Raw genomic sequence first — 15,048 nt, 5'->3', positions numbered from 1 at the left:
GAGCCCCCATCACCATTGATCATGCTCGCCCGTGGCTGCACCGACAAAGCGCTATTTCGCCCGCATCAGCATCCCAAACAGATCTCGCGGGTCGTCGGGATCAGCCAGCATGTCCAGCGGCTCGAAGAAGTCAGTTCCTTCGATCGCGCGTTTGATATAGCGCAGGGCTGAGAAATCCTCGATCGCAAAGCCGACGCTGTCGAACAGGGTGATCTGGCGGTCGTCGGTACGCCCCTTTGCCTTACCTGTCATGACTTCCCACATTTCGGTCACCGGATGATCCGCTTCCAGAGCCTGGATTTCGCCTTCGATGCGTGTCTGTTCGGGGTATTCGACAAAGATATCCGAACGCAAAAGGATATCCCGATGCAGCTCGGTTTTGCCGGGGCAGTCGCCACCGATTGCATTGATATGGACGCCCGGGCCAACCATGTTGTCAGTCAGGATCGTCGCGTATTTCTTGTCGGCGGTGCAGGTCGTGATGATCTGGGCGCCTTCGATTGCGTCTTCGGGCGTTTTACAGGAAATCACTGTCAGATCTTTTTCCTGCAGATTGGCGGCACATTTCGCGGTGGCGTTCGGATCGGTGTCGTACAAACGAACTGTGTCGATCCCGCATATGGCCTTGAACGCGAGACACTGAAACTCGGACTGCGCCCCGTTTCCGATCATTGCCATGACATTAGCGGATTTCGGGGCAAGATAGCTACCCACGAGGGCCGAGGTGGCCGCCGTACGCAGGGCGGTCAGCATGGTCATTTCGGTCAATAGCGTCGGGTAGCCGGTATAGACATCAGCCAGGAGGCCAAAGGCGGTTACGGTCTGCAAACCCTCAGAAGTGTTCTTGGGGTGGCCGTTGACATATTTGAACCCATAAGCCTCTCCGTCCGAGGTAGGCATTAGTTCGATTACGCCATGAGGCGAGTGCGCCGGGATGCGTGGCGTTTTATCGAAGCTTTCCCAGCGTTTGAAATCGGCCTCGATCTGCGCGGCGATCTGAGTGACCATCCGTTCCAACCCAACGTGGTGGATCAGGCGCATCATGTTGTCGACGGATACGAAGGGCACAAGGGCCTTATCTGAGGGTTGCATCAAAGACTCCTATCGGCGGGAAAGATGGATGCCTGAGATCATGCAGCGCACTGATCCACCAGCTGTTTCAATTGTCGGAACTGAGAGCGGCAACAGCGCGGCGCTCTTTTCGATTATAGCAATTTGAGCGGATGTAAGCGCCTTTTGGGCGCGGCTGGACAACGCCAAAAGCAGGCCATCCCGACCGCTGAGTTCAATCGCGTTTCCGGCAAAGTTTGCGATCTGCTCATGCGATAGATCAATTACAGTTCGACCTGATTCCTCTAACCGTGACCGAACGGTCGCGCGGCGCTCCGGACCGCAGATCATGTCCAGGCAGATCAGAGCATAGTTCGTACCGATTCCCATCAGAACGTTGGTGTGGTAAACATCACGCCCCTGGGCATCCTTCGCATCGAAAGCGATAGGTTCATAGTTGAAATGAGTGCAGAACCTTTCAAGCAAAACAGGATCGGCGCGATTTGATTTGACGGTGTAAGCGATGCGGCCAACGTGATCCAGGACCATCGCTCCTGTTCCTTCCAGAGCAAGGTCATCCTGTTCAAGACCGGAATAATCAATAACGTCCTGAACGCGGTACTCCTGCTTCAGCATTTCTATCACATCGGCCCTTCGCTCGCGTCTGCGCGATGGAACGAACATCGGATAGATGGCAACATGACCACCTGGATGTGTCGAGAACCAATTGTTGGGAAAGACACTGTCGGGTGTATTGAGCGCACCGTCATCGTCAAAGACATGGACGTTTACACCTGCGGCACGTAGTTGGGCGACCGCTTCGTCATGTTCATCTCGGGCGGCAGCTGATGTTGCTGCTTCGGATTGGTCTGCAAGCGTTTGAAATGCATTGTCGTCTCGCGTTTCAGGATTCGAAGCGAATGCATGAGGGCGCACCATTACAACAGCGGAAGGCGATTGCAGGGAAATCATCAAAAACTCCGTGTCGGGCGATCAAAGATACGACGCCCCATCAGCGAGGCAGCCAGATCAACCATCAGTTTCGCAGTTCGGCCTCGCTCGTCGAGAAACGGGTTCAGTTCGACCAGATCCAGCGAGCAGACGAGGCCGCTTTCGTGCAGCAGCTCCATCACCAGATGCGCCTCGCGCTCGGTCGCGCCGCCGGGGACGGTGGTGCCGACCGCGGGTGCAATCGAGGGATCCAGAAAGTCCACGTCCAGCGATACATGCAGGATGCCGTTCGCAGCCTGCACTCTGTCGAGGAAAGCCAGAAGCGGTGCCTTGATACCGTGTTCGTCGATGCTGCGCATATCGGCCAGCATGGCGTGATCTTTTTCAAGGGCTGCGCGTTCAGCGGGATCGACCGAGCGCAGGCCAATCATGCCAACACGATTTGTAGGGATGGGGGCGGCGAGGGGCGCGAAAGCCTCAAACCCCGGTTGCCCGGTGACATAGGCCACGGGGGTGCCATGCAGATTGCCGCTGCCGGTGCTGCCGGGTGTGTGAAAGTCGCTATGTGCGTCGAGCCACAGCACAAACAGGGGGCGATCAATGCTCTGCGCGTGCGCCGCCATGCCTGAAACCGTGCCCATCGACAGCGCGTGATCGCCACCCATGAATATTGGCAGCCCTTGTTGCGCTGCGTTCTGCGCCGTTCGATGCAGCGCCTGCGTCCAGCCCACACATTCGGGCAGCGCAAACAGGTGCGGATGTTCCGCCATTTCCACATGATCCGGCTGCGTGTCGCCGATATCCGAAACAGTGTGCCCCAGATCGGCCAAAGCCTGTTCAAGTCCGGCCACGCGATAGGCGTCGGGGCCCATGCGGCAGCCTTGGCGGCGTTTGCCGGAATCCATTGGGGCCCCGGCCAGAATGAGAGTTTTCTTGTCCATATGTCTGTATAGAAACGCGATATGGGTTGAGAAAAGGGATCAAAATGGTCAAAATGAATTGATGGAATTCGATTTGGGCATTGTTGATGGACGAACTGGATAACCGCTTGCTGAATGCCTTGCATCGGGATGCGCGGGCCTCATTGTCGGAGCTGGCAGAGGTGCTGGGCGTGACCCGGACAACCGTTCGCAGCCGCCTGCAACGCCTCAAGCAATCGGGCGAAATAGTGGGCTTCACGGTTGTGACCCGTCAGGGCGTTTCAGAAAGCCCTGTGCGCGGGTTGATGATGCTCGAGATCGAGGGTCGTGGGACCGAACGGATCAGATCCCGGATTGCGGCAATGCGCGAGGTGGGCGCTGTCCATTCTACGAATGGCAGTTGGGATCTCATTGTTGAGATCGGGACTGACACGCTTGTAGAGTTTGATGAAGTTCTGTTCGAAATCCGACGGATGGAGGGGATCACAAGATCCGAGACCAACCTGTTGCTTTCGACACGCAAAGGACGGACGTGAATTCAGGCGCAACATGCTTTGATGGCTTGGATATTTGTGTAAAGCTCTGAACTGAGGCCGAAACTGGCAGCAGGGCAGGGATACGCAGAATGACTTCAGAGGCGACAATCGACGAGTCGCGGGTCCAGAAGCTGGCCGAACGTGTGACCGGATTGCTCGAAAAGCCACTGGTCCGGGTCGCTGTGCCTGTGATGATCACGCTGATTGCGTTGTTTGTTCTGCACGATCTTTCAGCTCATGTGAAATGGGCGGACGTTAAGACCGACATCGCGGCGACGTCGTGGAAGGTGATGTTCTTCGCGCTCTGCTGGACCGCATTTAGCTTTTTGTCGCTGTCTTTCTACGATGTCCTGGCGGTGCAGAGTATCGCTGGCGGCAAAGTACCGCTTCCCATCGCGGGGATGGCCGGGGCCAGCGGCTATGCGGTTTCGAACTGCCTGGGCTTTTCCTACATCACCGGTACTGCCATCCGGTATCGCATTTATGCGTCGCTGGGGCTGGATCTGGGGCGCGTGGCCGGGGTGATCGCAACCTCATGGGTGGCGTTCTGGATGGGGCTGATCCTGCTTCTTGGAATTCTTCTGACCTTTCATCCTGACGGCATCTCGAAAGTGCTGCCGATTGGAGAGACCACCGAAACCGTCATCGGCCTGTGTCTTCTAGCCGGTCTTGCGGCATTGTTTGTCTGGCTGTCCCGGGGTGGTCGGCGCATTGGATATGGCGGCTTTGGCTTTAACCTGCCGGGCGGAAAACTGGCCGGCCTGCTGACGGTTGCGGCGGTGGGGGATTTGTTTGGTGCCTCCATGGCGCTGTATGTGCTGATGCCGGATGATCTGGGTGTAGGTTATCCCTATTTCTTCACGATCTATATCGCCGCCATCGCAGTCGGTATCCTCAGCCATGCTCCGGGTGGGATCGGCGTGTTTGAGGCGACGCTGATCGCTGGGTTGGGAGCTTCCGGGCGCTCGGATGTGATTGCCGCACTACTGCTGTATCGGGTCGTCTACACATTCTGCCCGTTCGGAATTGCAAGCCTGTCCATCGCTGGAGCCTCGGTGTTGACGCAAAGACATAGGATCGGCGGCGCGGCGACATGGGTCTATCGCGCCATCCGTCCGATTGTGCCGATGGTGGCTGCCGGTGTCGCGGCGGTCGCGGGGATCATCCTGTTGGTTTCGGGTGCCTTGCCCGCGAGTTCACAGAACCTTGGCGTTTTACGCGAAGTGCTGCCGCTCTCATTTGTTGAGGCTTCGCATTTGGCGGGCAGTGCCGTGGGTGTCCTGCTGTTGCTGGTGTCACGTGGGTTGTTCCGAAAGCTCTATCGCGCATGGGTCGTCGCAATGCTGTTGATGGTGGCCGGATTTGTCGCCTCGCTGACCAAGGGGCTCGACACGCATGAGGCGCTTTCTCTGCTTGGCACTATCGGTCTGCTGGCGATGTTCCGGGGCGCATTCTACCGGGTCAGCGGCGCGTCGATTTTCCGGTTGAACATCCCGTGGCTGGTCAGCGTGCTGGCACTGTTGTTGGTGATCTTCTGGATTGGGTTGTTTGCTTATTCCCATGTCGAATACCAGAACGCACTCTGGTGGGAGTTCGCTTGGAACGGTGATGCTTCGCGCTTCTTGCGCTCCAGCCTCGTGGTTTCGGTGATCCTTGGAGTGGTCGCGATAAACTCGCTATTCGGGCGTGAAATACCGGCCCCGAGCCGTACTGAAATCCCCGAGGTGGTCGAGCGGTTGGTGATGGAAAGCGAGGACACCGAGTCTCAGATTTCGCTGACCGGAGATAAACAATTCCTGATCTCCGAAGATCAGACCGCCTTTCTGGCCTATGCCGATACTGGCAATGCATTGATCACCAAGGGCGAACCGGTAGGCGATGAAAAGGCAGGACAGCAGCTGATATGGCAGCTGCGCGAAATGGCAGATCGCGAAGGCAAGCTGTGCGCCTTCTACAGTGTCTCGACCAAATACCTGCCAACGTTTCTGGATCTTGGTCTGTCGATCCTCAAGATCGGCGAGGTCGCGCGCGTTCCGTTAACCGATTTCTCATTGGACGGGAAATCCCGCAAACGGTTCCGCCAGGCCAAGAACCGGGCGGAACGCGAAGGCTATGTGTTCGAGATCATTCCAAAAGAAGAACTGGCCCCGGTGCTGCCGGAGCTACGCAAAATCTCGGACGATTGGCTGGCCCGGAAGGCTGGTGAAGAGAAGGGGTTCGCGTTAGGGGGCTTTGACGAAAAGTACCTCTCGTATTTTGATCACGCGGTTTTGCGGGACGAAACTGGTAAGATCATGGCCTTTGCGAACCTGTTTCAGGGGGGGCATAAGTCTGAACTGTCGCTGGACCTGATGCGCTATGAACCCGAAAGCCCGAGCTTTGTCATGGATGCGCTCTTTGCCGAGATGATGTCCTGGGGGGCAGAGCAGGGGTTCCATTGGTTCTCGCTGGGTGCTGCGCCGTTTTCGGGGATCGAGAACCGGCAACTGGCCTCGCTGTGGAACCGCATCGGCGGGTTTGTCTATGAGCACGGCGAGCAGTTTTATCACTTCGAAGGCCTGCGCAGCTTCAAGCAGAAGTTCGACCCGGAATGGAGCCCGAACTATCTGGCCAGCCCCGGCGGGTTGGCCGCGCCTCGCATCCTCTACGAGGTGAATATCCTGATCTCTGGCGGATTGCGCGGGCTGACGAAATAGCGGTCAGTTCAGGCTGGCCCCGGTCGGTGTTTTCTCCAACAAATCACCCCAATCGGTGCGATAGGCCATTTCGGCCAGTACCGTTTCGGGTAGGAATTCCTGATTTTGCCGGATCTGCCAGCCTCCGCCTAGACCTTTGTAGATCGCGACCAGATTTGACGAGACCTCTTGCCGGGCTTCAATCAGGTTTGCTTGCGAGCGCAGAAGCGCGGTTTGCGTGTTCAGGATGCGCGAATAGCTGGCGATACCGTCGCGGTATTGATCGACCGCAATATCGGCAGCCCGGCGTGACGCTTCGACGCTGCGTTCATAGAACGCCACTTGCTTGCGTGCCTGCGCATAGGCGACCATGGCGCTTTCGACCTCGGAATATGCGGTTAGGACGGTGTTCTGATAATTCGCAATCAGCGCCTGATAGGCGGCGTCCTGTGCCCGGACATTGTTCTTGATGCGACCATAGTTCAATACGTTCCAGACCACGCCTGCATTGGCCAGACCTGTGGTGCTGTTGGTGCTGAACAAATCGCGCCCGCCCGAGGCCTGTAGTCCAATCGAGCCGGACAGTATGAACTGCGGATACAAGTCGGCCAGCGCGATGCCAACCTGAGCCGATTGCGTCGCGGCGGCCAGTTCCGCCGCGCGCACATCCGGACGCCGCCGCAGCAGCTCTGCCGGAACGCCCACGGCCACGTTTGAGCGCGCTGACGGGATGCGACCGGAGCCGCTCAGAAGGCCGGCCATTTGCGACGGGGTTTTGCCAAGCAATACGGCCAGCGCGTTCTTGGCTTGCTGCAGATCGCTCTCCAACTGAGGCACCAGCGCTTTGGTGTTGTTCAGCAGCGCCGTCGATTCCTGTACGTCCAGCTCGGTGGTCACGCCATTGTTGAAGCGCAATTGGGTCAGATCAGCGGATTCTTGTTGGATCTGGATATTTTCGCGCGCAATGCCCAAAGCCTCCTGCAAGGAGCGGACGTTGATATACAGAGCGGCCACGTCGCCGGTCAGCGTTACAAGCGCATCGTCATAGTTGGCCACTTGCAGGGCGAGATTTGACCGTGCCGCTTGCACGCCGCGTCGTTGTGCGCCCCACACATCCAACTCCCACTGCGCATCAAACCCGACTTGCGAGGTTGAGAATTCGGTATCCAAAGGGATGATCCGCCGAATATCCGAAACCGGACCGAGGTTGTCGCTGATCTGGCGTCGCTGCAGTGATCCTCCGATCGCTTGCGATTGGGGGTAGAGCTCTCCGAACGCGATGCCAAGCTGTGCGCGGGCCTGAAGCACACGGGCACCTGCGACCTGCAAGGTCAGGTTCTGGGCATAGGCCTCGGCGATCAGTTTGTTCAGCGTGGGGTCATTGAACGTCTCCCACCACCGCACCACAGGCGCGCTGCGTGAGGTCAGGCCGCTTTGACTTGCGCTGGGGCTGTTGACCTCGATCCACTGTTTCACGACCGGCGAGTTCGGGCGCACGAAATCCGGGCCTACCGGCGTGCAAGCGGCGAGAGTGGCAGCACATAGGGCAGTGCCTAACAACCGGCGGAGTGTCATGGCGCGCATCCTCAGATATCCAGAGGTCGGATAAAGTTGGCGAAGGAATAGAGGCGGATATTGATGCGCCTCAGGAACTCGAAACTTTTGCCCATGCCGGTGTAAATCGCCACGGCGGCGTGACCACCCGCTGGGAAAGTATGGCCTTCGGGCACGTCGACCGAAATCTGTACCGCGATGCGGCCAGGCAGTTTTGGCAGTTCAAAGCCGGGCAGGCGACCCGAGGGCAGATATTGGCCCTGACGCGTGGCCCACCAAACAGCCTCGACCTTGCCGGTCAGGATTTCGCCGGGATAGAGGTCCAGGGCGACCTCGACCGGCTGTCCGACTTCGACGAATTTCAGGTTCTGCTGTCGGAAAGTGGCGAGGATATAGGGGCTGTCTTCGGTCACGAAACTGGCAATCGCGCCAAGCCGTATCTCACCGACCACCATACCCGGGCGCGCCTGCTGTGAGACGATCATGCCGTTTTCAGGCGCGTAGATAGTTGTATTTTCAAGGAAATACTCGGCCTCGGCCAATTGTGACTGCGCCTCGATAATCCCTGTATTCACACCATCGATCTGCGAGGCCTCTGCCAGGTTGGCCTTTTCCAGATTTGCCTCGGCCTCTTTGACCTTGGCCTGATCTTCAGCCACTTGCTCATTCCAGCGATCCAGTTCGTCTTGCCGCGCACCTCCCGCAGGGACAAGGTTTTCGTACCGGGCCTGCTCGGTCAGGGCATAGGCCAGTTGCGCATTGGCGCGTTCAACGGCTTCGGTTGCGGCTATAACGTCCTGTTCAAGGATCAATGCGTTTTGTTGCGCGGCCACCAGTTGCGCATTTGCCTTGTCGACGGCCAGCGAAAACACGGTGTCATCAAAGCGATAAAGTGGCTCGCCCTTCGTGACCCACGTATTCGGTTCGACCAGAACCTCTGTCAGGATGGTTGGCTGAGTCAGGCGCGGGACAATCTGGATGGTCGAGCGCACGACGTGGCTGTCGATCGAAAAGGGCTGAAAGAACCGCAGCGCGACCAGGAAGATCAAAAGCAGATGCGCGCCAACCCAGAAGGACACGATGCCCCACATGATGTTGAACTTCAGCCACTTCGCCTTGAAGAAAATGAACCAGACGAAAATGAGATAGAAAAGCGTAATGCCGAGGGCGACGAACATATTTTATAGTTTCCTTTGGTCTTAGCTTTTCTGCGTATCGTCTTCGTCAAGCCGGTCCTGATATTCCGGTTTCACCGTACCGCCCAGTCGCTTGATCTCATCCCGGATGGCTTTGCGCTCCTCGTCCGGACCGCGACGTACATCCACGGTCACGCCGTCATGGAAGGCCCAGATGAATGCGTGGACCCATGGAACGATGGCCAGGAACCCCATCCATCCCATCATCTTGACCGCTTCGGCATGCGGATGGTTTCGCTTGATCGCGATACGGCCGGGCAGGCCCATGATGAACAGGAACAGAGCCATCACCGCGGCCAGCAGCAGGATCAATGCTAAAAACGTAAGGTAGTCGTAGAAGCCCAGCGGCTGCCCCAAAAGTCCCATGCTCGCGCCTCCTGTCGGGAAGGTTACTGCATCCTCAGTTGTGCGCTTCGCTTCGTCAATCAGTTTATGGGTGTTCTGGACAAAGTGATCGTCTACGGATTGCTATCGCATTGTATGATCTGCGTTTGCCATTCGGCGCATTTTATCGACAGATCTCCGGGCAGGGGGGCGTCGGTATAGATGGTATCTACATTCGCCAACGAGGCGATGCGGGCCGGGGCCGTTCGGCTGAACTTGGAGTGATCCGCCACCAGACTGATTTGTCGCGCTTGGGCGATGATGGTCTGGCTGACCAGCACCTCTTGCAGGTCAAAATCCATCAGATCGCCATCGGTATCGAGCGCTGAGCAACCGATAATCGCGTGATCAAATTTGAACTGACGAATGGTCGACACGGCGAGATTCCCCACAAGGCCACTGTCCGATCGGCGCAGTACGCCGCCCGCAACAACGATCTCGCAATCCGGGTTCTCGGCCAGAATGGTGGCGACATTCATATTGTTGGTAACAACCATCAGGTTCTTGTGCTGCCGCAATTGCCGAGCGACGGCCTCGGTCGAGGTTCCGATATTGAGAAAGACCGAACTGCCATCCGGGATATCGGCGGCGCAACGTTCTGCGATGCGGGCCTTAACCTCTTGGTTCAGGGCGCGACGGTCTTCATAACCGATATTCGAAACGCCCGAACGCAGCACAGCTCCGCCATGTACCCGATCGACCAATCCGGCCTCGGACAGATCGGACAGATCGCGCCGAATTGTTTGAACAGTGACCTGAAAACGATCGGCGAGCCCTTCGACGGTAACGCGGCCTTCTTCCTTGGCTATTTCAAGAATGTCCGATTGGCGAAAGGACAAGGACATGGATGATCTCCGGCATTGCTCTTGCTTTCGTTTTTGCTCTTTTTCCTGAGCGTGGCAAGTTCGGAATGCAGTAATTGCCGCAATTAGATTGAAGGCGATGAAAAGCGAAAGCAAAACTTGACGAAACGAATGTGTATCGGGTTAATGCGCACAAAGCTGCTGAATTGGGGAATCGCATAGAAATGTCATCGGACAACACTCAGGTAACCGACCTGTTCATTATCGGTGGTGGCATCAACGGTTGCGGCATTGCGCGCGATGCGGCGGGGCGGGGGCTGTCGGTGGCTCTGGCCGAGATGAACGACCTGGCCTCGGCCACCTCTTCGGCCTCGACCAAGCTGTTCCATGGGGGGCTCAGGTATCTGGAGTTCTTTGAATTCCGTCTGGTCCGCGAGGCTTTGATCGAACGCGAAACTTTGCTGTGCGCCATGCCGCATATCTCGTGGCCGATGCGCTTTGTACTGCCCTATCACGCCGATATGCGGTTCGATACGGAAACGCCGACCTCAAAACTGCTGAGTACGGTGATGCCGTGGATGCGGGGCCGACGCCCGGCCTGGCTGATCCGGTTGGGTCTGTTTCTGTATGACAATCTTGGGGGGCGGAAAATCCTGCCCGGAACGCGATCTTTGAAGCTGCGGAGCGCACCAGAAGGCGGGCCACTGCAGGACAAGTTTGAAACGGCCTATGAATATTCCGATTGCTGGGTCGAGGATTCTCGTCTGGTGGTCCTGAACGCCCGCGACGCCGAGGCGCGCGGCGCGCAGATCATGGTGCGGACCGAGGTCGTCTCGGCAGAACGTGTTGACGATCTCTGGCAGATTACCCTGCGCGACCGCGACAGTGACAAGACCAGAACCGTCCATGCGCGGATGCTGATCAACGCCGGTGGACCTTGGGTGGGCGATATCATCCAGACCAAGATCCGCATGAACTCACGCGAGGGGGTTCGGTTGGTGCGTGGCAGTCATGTCGTGACACCGAAGCTCTATGACCACGACAAATGCTATTTCTTTCAGGGCGAGGACGGACGGATCATCTTTGCCATCCCTTATGAGCAGGATTTCACCCTGATCGGGACAACGGACCAGGATCATTCCGATCCTTCTGAACCTCCGGTCTGTACCGAGGCGGAGCAGGAGTATCTTTGCGACTTTGCCTCGAAATACTTCAAGAAACCGGTGACTCGCGCAGATGTCGTTTGGACCTATTCGGGCGTTCGGCCTTTATACGATGACGGGGCCAGCAGCGCGACGGCTGCGACACGGGATTATACGTTGAAAGTCGATGCCGAGGGCGGGGCGCCAGTGCTGAATGTCTTCGGCGGGAAGATCACAACATACCGTCGTCTGGCGGAAAGCGCGCTTGAGAAAGTGGCCGAACATCTCTCAGGCGTGTCGGGCCCCTGGACAGCGGGTGTGGCATTGCCGGGGGGGGATTTCCCGGTCGATGGAGTCGATGCCTTGATCCAAAGCCTGATGGCAGATTATCCCTTTCTGACAGACGTCTGGGCCCGACGGTTGGTACGGGCCTACGGCACCGAGGCGCGCGCGGTTTTGGGCGCGGCACAGGATCAGTCTGATCTGGGTGAGGATTTCGGGGCGACGCTGACCGAGGCTGAGTTGAATTGGTTGATCGACAAGGAATATGCGCGCACCGCAACGGATGTGATCTGGCGGCGTAATAAGCTGGGTTTACGGTTGACACCTCAACAGGTCACACGGATCGAGAGCTGGATGGCTGATCGCTGAAATGAAAAACGCCCCGTAGATTTGCGGGGCGTCTTTTGTTTATCCGATCATGCGGCTTCTTCTTCGGGTCCGGGATCATTCTTGCTGCCTTTGATCCATTCCCGCAGGCCCTGCATTACAGCATATAGGACGGGAACAAGGATTACCCCGAACAGCGTTGCTGCCAGCATCCCTCCAAACACCGCAACCCCGATGGCCTTCTGGCTTGCCGCGCCAGCACCGTTCGCGGCCAGCAGCGGCACAACGCCCAGCAGGAAGGACAGAGCTGTCATCATAACAGCGCGGAAACGCTGATGGGCCGCTTCTGTAGCCGCTTCTTTGATCGACAAGCCCTTGGCTCTTTGCTCCATCGCGAATTCGACGATCAGAATCCCGTTCTTTGAAGCTAGACCAACCAGCATGATCATCCCGATCTGCGTGTAAAGGTTGATGTCACTGCCCACGATCGCGACTGCCGCGACCGCGCCGAACAGGGCCACCGTTACCGACATCAGGATCGATACAGGCATGGTCCAACTTTCGTATTGGCCTACAAGGAACAGGTATCCGAACAAGATCGCCAACCCGAGGATCACAACGACGAGGTTGCCAGAGGCCAACTGTTGTTGCGCCGTGCCGGTCCATTCAAAGGCATAGCCGGAGGGCAGGGCGTTCGCCGATTCCTCGGTCATGACATTGATTGCGTCACCCGTCGAAAGACCGGGTGCCGGAACTGCTGTCACTGTGGCCGAGCGGAACAGGTTGTGCCGTTTCAGCAGAACCGGTCCCAGCACATTCTCGACATCGATAAGCGTGCCGAGTGGTACCATCTCACCCTTGGTGGAACGCACGTAGAGGTTTGAAATATCTTCGACCTTGTTCCGGTACGAGCCTTCGGCCTGGATCATCACGCGATAGACTCTACCAAACAGGTTGAAGTCGTTCACGTAATACGAGCCAAGCTGCGCTTGCATGGTCTGGAATATCTCAGCCACCGAGACCTGCAGGGTTTTGGCCTTCTCCCGATCCAAATCAACGAACAGCTGCGGTACGTTCGCGCGGAAGGTGGTGTAAGCCTGCGCAATCTCGGGTCGTTGGTTGGCTGCATAAACGTAAGACCCAACTGCCGATGCAAGATCCTGAGGCGAGCCGCCCCCGGTTTGCTGTACCTCCATTTCAACACCGGCGGACATACCGAGGCCCTGAATTGGGGGTGGGTTGAAAGCCACGATTGAGGCTGCTGATTCTTGGTTTGCAATCGCCAGCACCTTGCCCAGAATAGCGTCGGCACTGAGATCGGGTTCCTGTCGTTCCTCCCAGTTGGTGAGGTTGACGAAAATGGCCGCCCCGTTCGTCGTGGTGCCGTTCAGCAATGAGAACCCGTTCACCAGAACGGTGCTTGAAACACCTGGGATCTCCTGAATCTGCGCGTCCAAACGCGCCGAGACGGTTTCGGTCCGTTCCAACGTTGCCGCGTCGGGCAGCTGGACATCGACGAACAGATAACCGTTATCCTCAAGCGGAATGAAGCCTTTCGAGGTGGCGCCCATGATGGACCCTGTACCAGCCGCGAAGGCCGCGATGATGCCTAATGAGATCACCGGCAAGATCAGTAGCTTGCGCACGATCGCGGTATAGCCGTTACGCATTGTACCAATGAACCCTTCGAACACGGCCAGCAGCCCCTTGGGGGGACCCGAGCGCGCCTTCAGGACCAGTCCACACAGTGCCGGGGACAACGTCAGGGCGTTGATCGATGAGATTACAACGGCGGTCGAGATCGTGACCGCGAATTGCGAATAAAGCCGCCCTGAGATGCCGGGCATGAAGGTCACCGGTACAAACACCGCAAGCAGAACCAGCGTGGTTGCAATCACCGGACCGGTAATCTGGCCCATGGCTTTGCGCGTGGCCTCCGCCGGGGGTAGGCCCTCTTCCGCGATGATACGCTCGACGTTTTCCACCACAACGATGGCGTCATCCACCACGATCCCGATTGCCAGCACCAGCGCGAACAGCGAGATCGTGTTCAGCGACATGCCAAAGGCCAGCAGGAACGCGAATGTCCCGATCAACGATACGGGGATCGCCACCGCCGGAATGATCGTTGCGCGCCAACTGCCAAGGAAGATGAACACAACCGTGATCACCAGAATGAAAGTCAGGATGAGCGTCGAAACCACGTCATTCAGCGATTGCTCGACAAAGTCGGTTGTATTGAACGGGACTGAATATTCCACATCGGTTGGGAAAGAGCGCGAGAGGCGTTCAAGCTCAGCCTCGACACGTTCAGACACCGCCAGCGCGTTGGCCCCGGGCGCTTGATAGATGCCGATTACCGTTGCGGGAACGCTTTGGAAGTAGCCCGAAGCCGAATAGAACTGTGCGCCGAGCTCGGTGCGTGCGATATCTTTCACACGCACAATCGCGCCCGCATCTCCTGTCCGGATCACGATGTCACCAAATTCATCCGCCGAGGTCAGGCGACCCTTGGTCTTGATCGTGTATTGAAAGGTCTGACCTTCGGGTACAGGTGGCGAACCGATTGAACCAGCAGATACCTCGATATTCTGTTCGCGGATAGCGCTGATCACGTCACCCGGAGTGATCGACAGCGCCGCCATCTTGTCCGGGTCCATCCAGATGCGCATGGCGTATTCAAGATTGGTCAGAACGTCCGCCTTACCAACACCCTGAACCCGCGCCAGCGCGTCTTTCAGGTTGATCGAGGCATAGTTCGACAGAAATACGCTGTCATACGTGCCGTTGGGCGAGGTCAGCGTGATCAGCAGCAGCATGTTTGTCGACGCTTTTTGCGTCACCACGCCCGATGAGGTCACCTCGGATGGCAAGGATGCCATCGCCTGCGCCACGCGGTTCTGCACGTTTACCGATGCGATGTCAGGATCGGTTCCCACTTCAAACGTAACGTTCAGCGAGTATGATCCGTTATCCGACGAGGTCGACGTCATGTAGATCATGTCGTCCACACCGTTGACCTGCGCCTCGATCGGGGCGGCCACAGTGTTTTCCACGGTTTCGGCGTTTGCGCCGGTATAGTTGGCGGTTACGCTCACGACCGGAGGCGTGATGTCCGGGAACTGTGCCACCGGCAGAACCAGATAGCCGATCCCTCCCAGAATGGTCAGAACCAGCGAAATGACAAGCGCCAGCTTGGGCCGGCTGATGAACAGAGCAGAGAACATC

Annotated in this window: 11 protein-coding genes; 3 read left to right on the top strand and 8 right to left on the bottom strand. The window is 57.5% G+C overall.

What is annotated here, in order from left to right:
• Positions 1-51 precede the first annotated feature (51 nt).
• Genes ACR0AZ_RS06380 through rocF form a run of 3 tightly spaced genes read right to left on the bottom strand, consistent with a single transcriptional unit; the run spans position 52 to position 2,942 of the window.
• A complete protein-coding gene (locus tag ACR0AZ_RS06380; RefSeq protein WP_480470048.1) occupies positions 52-1,095 on the bottom strand; it encodes an ornithine cyclodeaminase in 1,044 nt (347 codons plus the stop codon).
• A 6-nt stretch (positions 1,096-1,101) separates the two neighbouring features.
• Positions 1,102-2,022, bottom strand: coding sequence for a citrulline utilization hydrolase CtlX (gene ctlX, locus ACR0AZ_RS06375; protein WP_480657938.1), 921 nt, complete (start codon positions 2,020-2,022; stop codon positions 1,102-1,104).
• Positions 2,022-2,942: an arginase gene (rocF, locus tag ACR0AZ_RS06370; RefSeq protein ID WP_480470046.1), complete on the bottom strand. Its 921-nt coding sequence runs from the start codon at positions 2,940-2,942 to the stop codon at positions 2,022-2,024. The genes ctlX and rocF overlap by 1 nt, the downstream gene beginning before the upstream one ends.
• A gap of 86 nt (positions 2,943-3,028) precedes the next feature.
• Between rocF and ACR0AZ_RS06365 the strand changes: the two genes are divergently transcribed.
• Both ACR0AZ_RS06365 and mprF read left to right on the top strand, forming a co-directional pair.
• Positions 3,029-3,457, top strand: a complete 429-nt coding sequence (locus ACR0AZ_RS06365) for an Lrp/AsnC family transcriptional regulator (protein ID WP_480470045.1) — start codon at positions 3,029-3,031, stop codon at positions 3,455-3,457.
• An 89-nt stretch (positions 3,458-3,546) separates the two neighbouring features.
• On the top strand, positions 3,547-6,153 hold the full coding sequence (gene mprF / locus ACR0AZ_RS06360) for a bifunctional lysylphosphatidylglycerol flippase/synthetase MprF (RefSeq protein WP_480667036.1): 2,607 nt from the start codon (positions 3,547-3,549) through the stop codon (positions 6,151-6,153).
• 3 nt (positions 6,154-6,156) lie between these two features.
• On the opposite strand, the gene ACR0AZ_RS06355 is transcribed toward mprF, so the two are convergent.
• The 4 genes from ACR0AZ_RS06355 to ACR0AZ_RS06340 form a co-directional block, all read right to left on the bottom strand.
• Positions 6,157-7,707 (bottom strand): efflux transporter outer membrane subunit, encoded by a 1,551-nt coding sequence (locus tag ACR0AZ_RS06355; protein ID WP_480470043.1) that lies wholly within the window; start codon positions 7,705-7,707, stop codon positions 6,157-6,159.
• Positions 7,708-7,718: 11 nt separating this feature from the next.
• Positions 7,719-8,864, bottom strand: coding sequence for an HlyD family secretion protein (locus ACR0AZ_RS06350; protein WP_480470042.1), 1,146 nt, complete (start codon positions 8,862-8,864; stop codon positions 7,719-7,721).
• A 21-nt stretch (positions 8,865-8,885) separates the two neighbouring features.
• Entirely contained in the window at positions 8,886-9,248 is a 363-nt protein-coding gene (locus tag ACR0AZ_RS06345; protein ID WP_480470041.1) for a DUF3302 domain-containing protein, read from the bottom strand.
• 92 nt (positions 9,249-9,340) lie between these two features.
• Positions 9,341-10,111 carry a DeoR/GlpR family DNA-binding transcription regulator gene (locus tag ACR0AZ_RS06340; protein WP_480657933.1) on the bottom strand — a complete coding sequence of 257 codons (771 nt, stop codon included), beginning with the start codon at positions 10,109-10,111 and terminating at the stop codon, positions 9,341-9,343.
• Positions 10,112-10,293: 182 nt separating this feature from the next.
• Here ACR0AZ_RS06340 and glpD point away from each other — a divergent pair, with 182 nt between their 5' ends.
• Positions 10,294-11,862: a glycerol-3-phosphate dehydrogenase gene (gene glpD, locus ACR0AZ_RS06335; protein WP_480657932.1), complete on the top strand. Its 1,569-nt coding sequence runs from the start codon at positions 10,294-10,296 to the stop codon at positions 11,860-11,862.
• A 47-nt stretch (positions 11,863-11,909) separates the two neighbouring features.
• On the opposite strand, the gene ACR0AZ_RS06330 is transcribed toward glpD, so the two are convergent.
• Complete coding sequence (locus ACR0AZ_RS06330; protein ID WP_480667035.1) at positions 11,910-15,047, bottom strand: efflux RND transporter permease subunit; 3,138 nt, start codon at positions 15,045-15,047, stop codon at positions 11,910-11,912.
• Position 15,048 lies beyond the last annotated feature (1 nt).

The organism is Ruegeria sp. BE3 (assembly GCF_056538865.1).
This window is presented reverse-complemented; position numbering and strand designations above follow the sequence as displayed.

Excerpts from the sequence above, each read along its gene's own strand:
- ctlX (WP_480657938.1), bottom strand. The coding sequence starts at position 2,022 with ATGATTTCCCTGCAATCGCCTTCCGCTGTTGTAATGGTGCGCCCTCAT.
- rocF (WP_480470046.1), bottom strand. The coding sequence starts at position 2,942 with ATGGACAAGAAAACTCTCATTCTGGCCGGGGCCCCAATGGATTCCGGC.
- ACR0AZ_RS06365 (WP_480470045.1), top strand. The coding sequence starts at position 3,029 with ATGGACGAACTGGATAACCGCTTGCTGAATGCCTTGCATCGGGATGCG.
- mprF (WP_480667036.1), top strand. The coding sequence starts at position 3,547 with ATGACTTCAGAGGCGACAATCGACGAGTCGCGGGTCCAGAAGCTGGCC.
- ACR0AZ_RS06355 (WP_480470043.1), bottom strand. The coding sequence starts at position 7,707 with ATGACACTCCGCCGGTTGTTAGGCACTGCCCTATGTGCTGCCACTCTC.
- ACR0AZ_RS06350 (WP_480470042.1), bottom strand. The coding sequence starts at position 8,864 with ATGTTCGTCGCCCTCGGCATTACGCTTTTCTATCTCATTTTCGTCTGG.
- ACR0AZ_RS06345 (WP_480470041.1), bottom strand. The coding sequence starts at position 9,248 with ATGGGACTTTTGGGGCAGCCGCTGGGCTTCTACGACTACCTTACGTTT.
- ACR0AZ_RS06340 (WP_480657933.1), bottom strand. The coding sequence starts at position 10,111 with ATGTCCTTGTCCTTTCGCCAATCGGACATTCTTGAAATAGCCAAGGAA.
- glpD (WP_480657932.1), top strand. The coding sequence starts at position 10,294 with ATGTCATCGGACAACACTCAGGTAACCGACCTGTTCATTATCGGTGGT.
- ACR0AZ_RS06330 (WP_480667035.1), bottom strand. The coding sequence starts at position 15,047 with ATGTTCTCTGCTCTGTTCATCAGCCGGCCCAAGCTGGCGCTTGTCATT.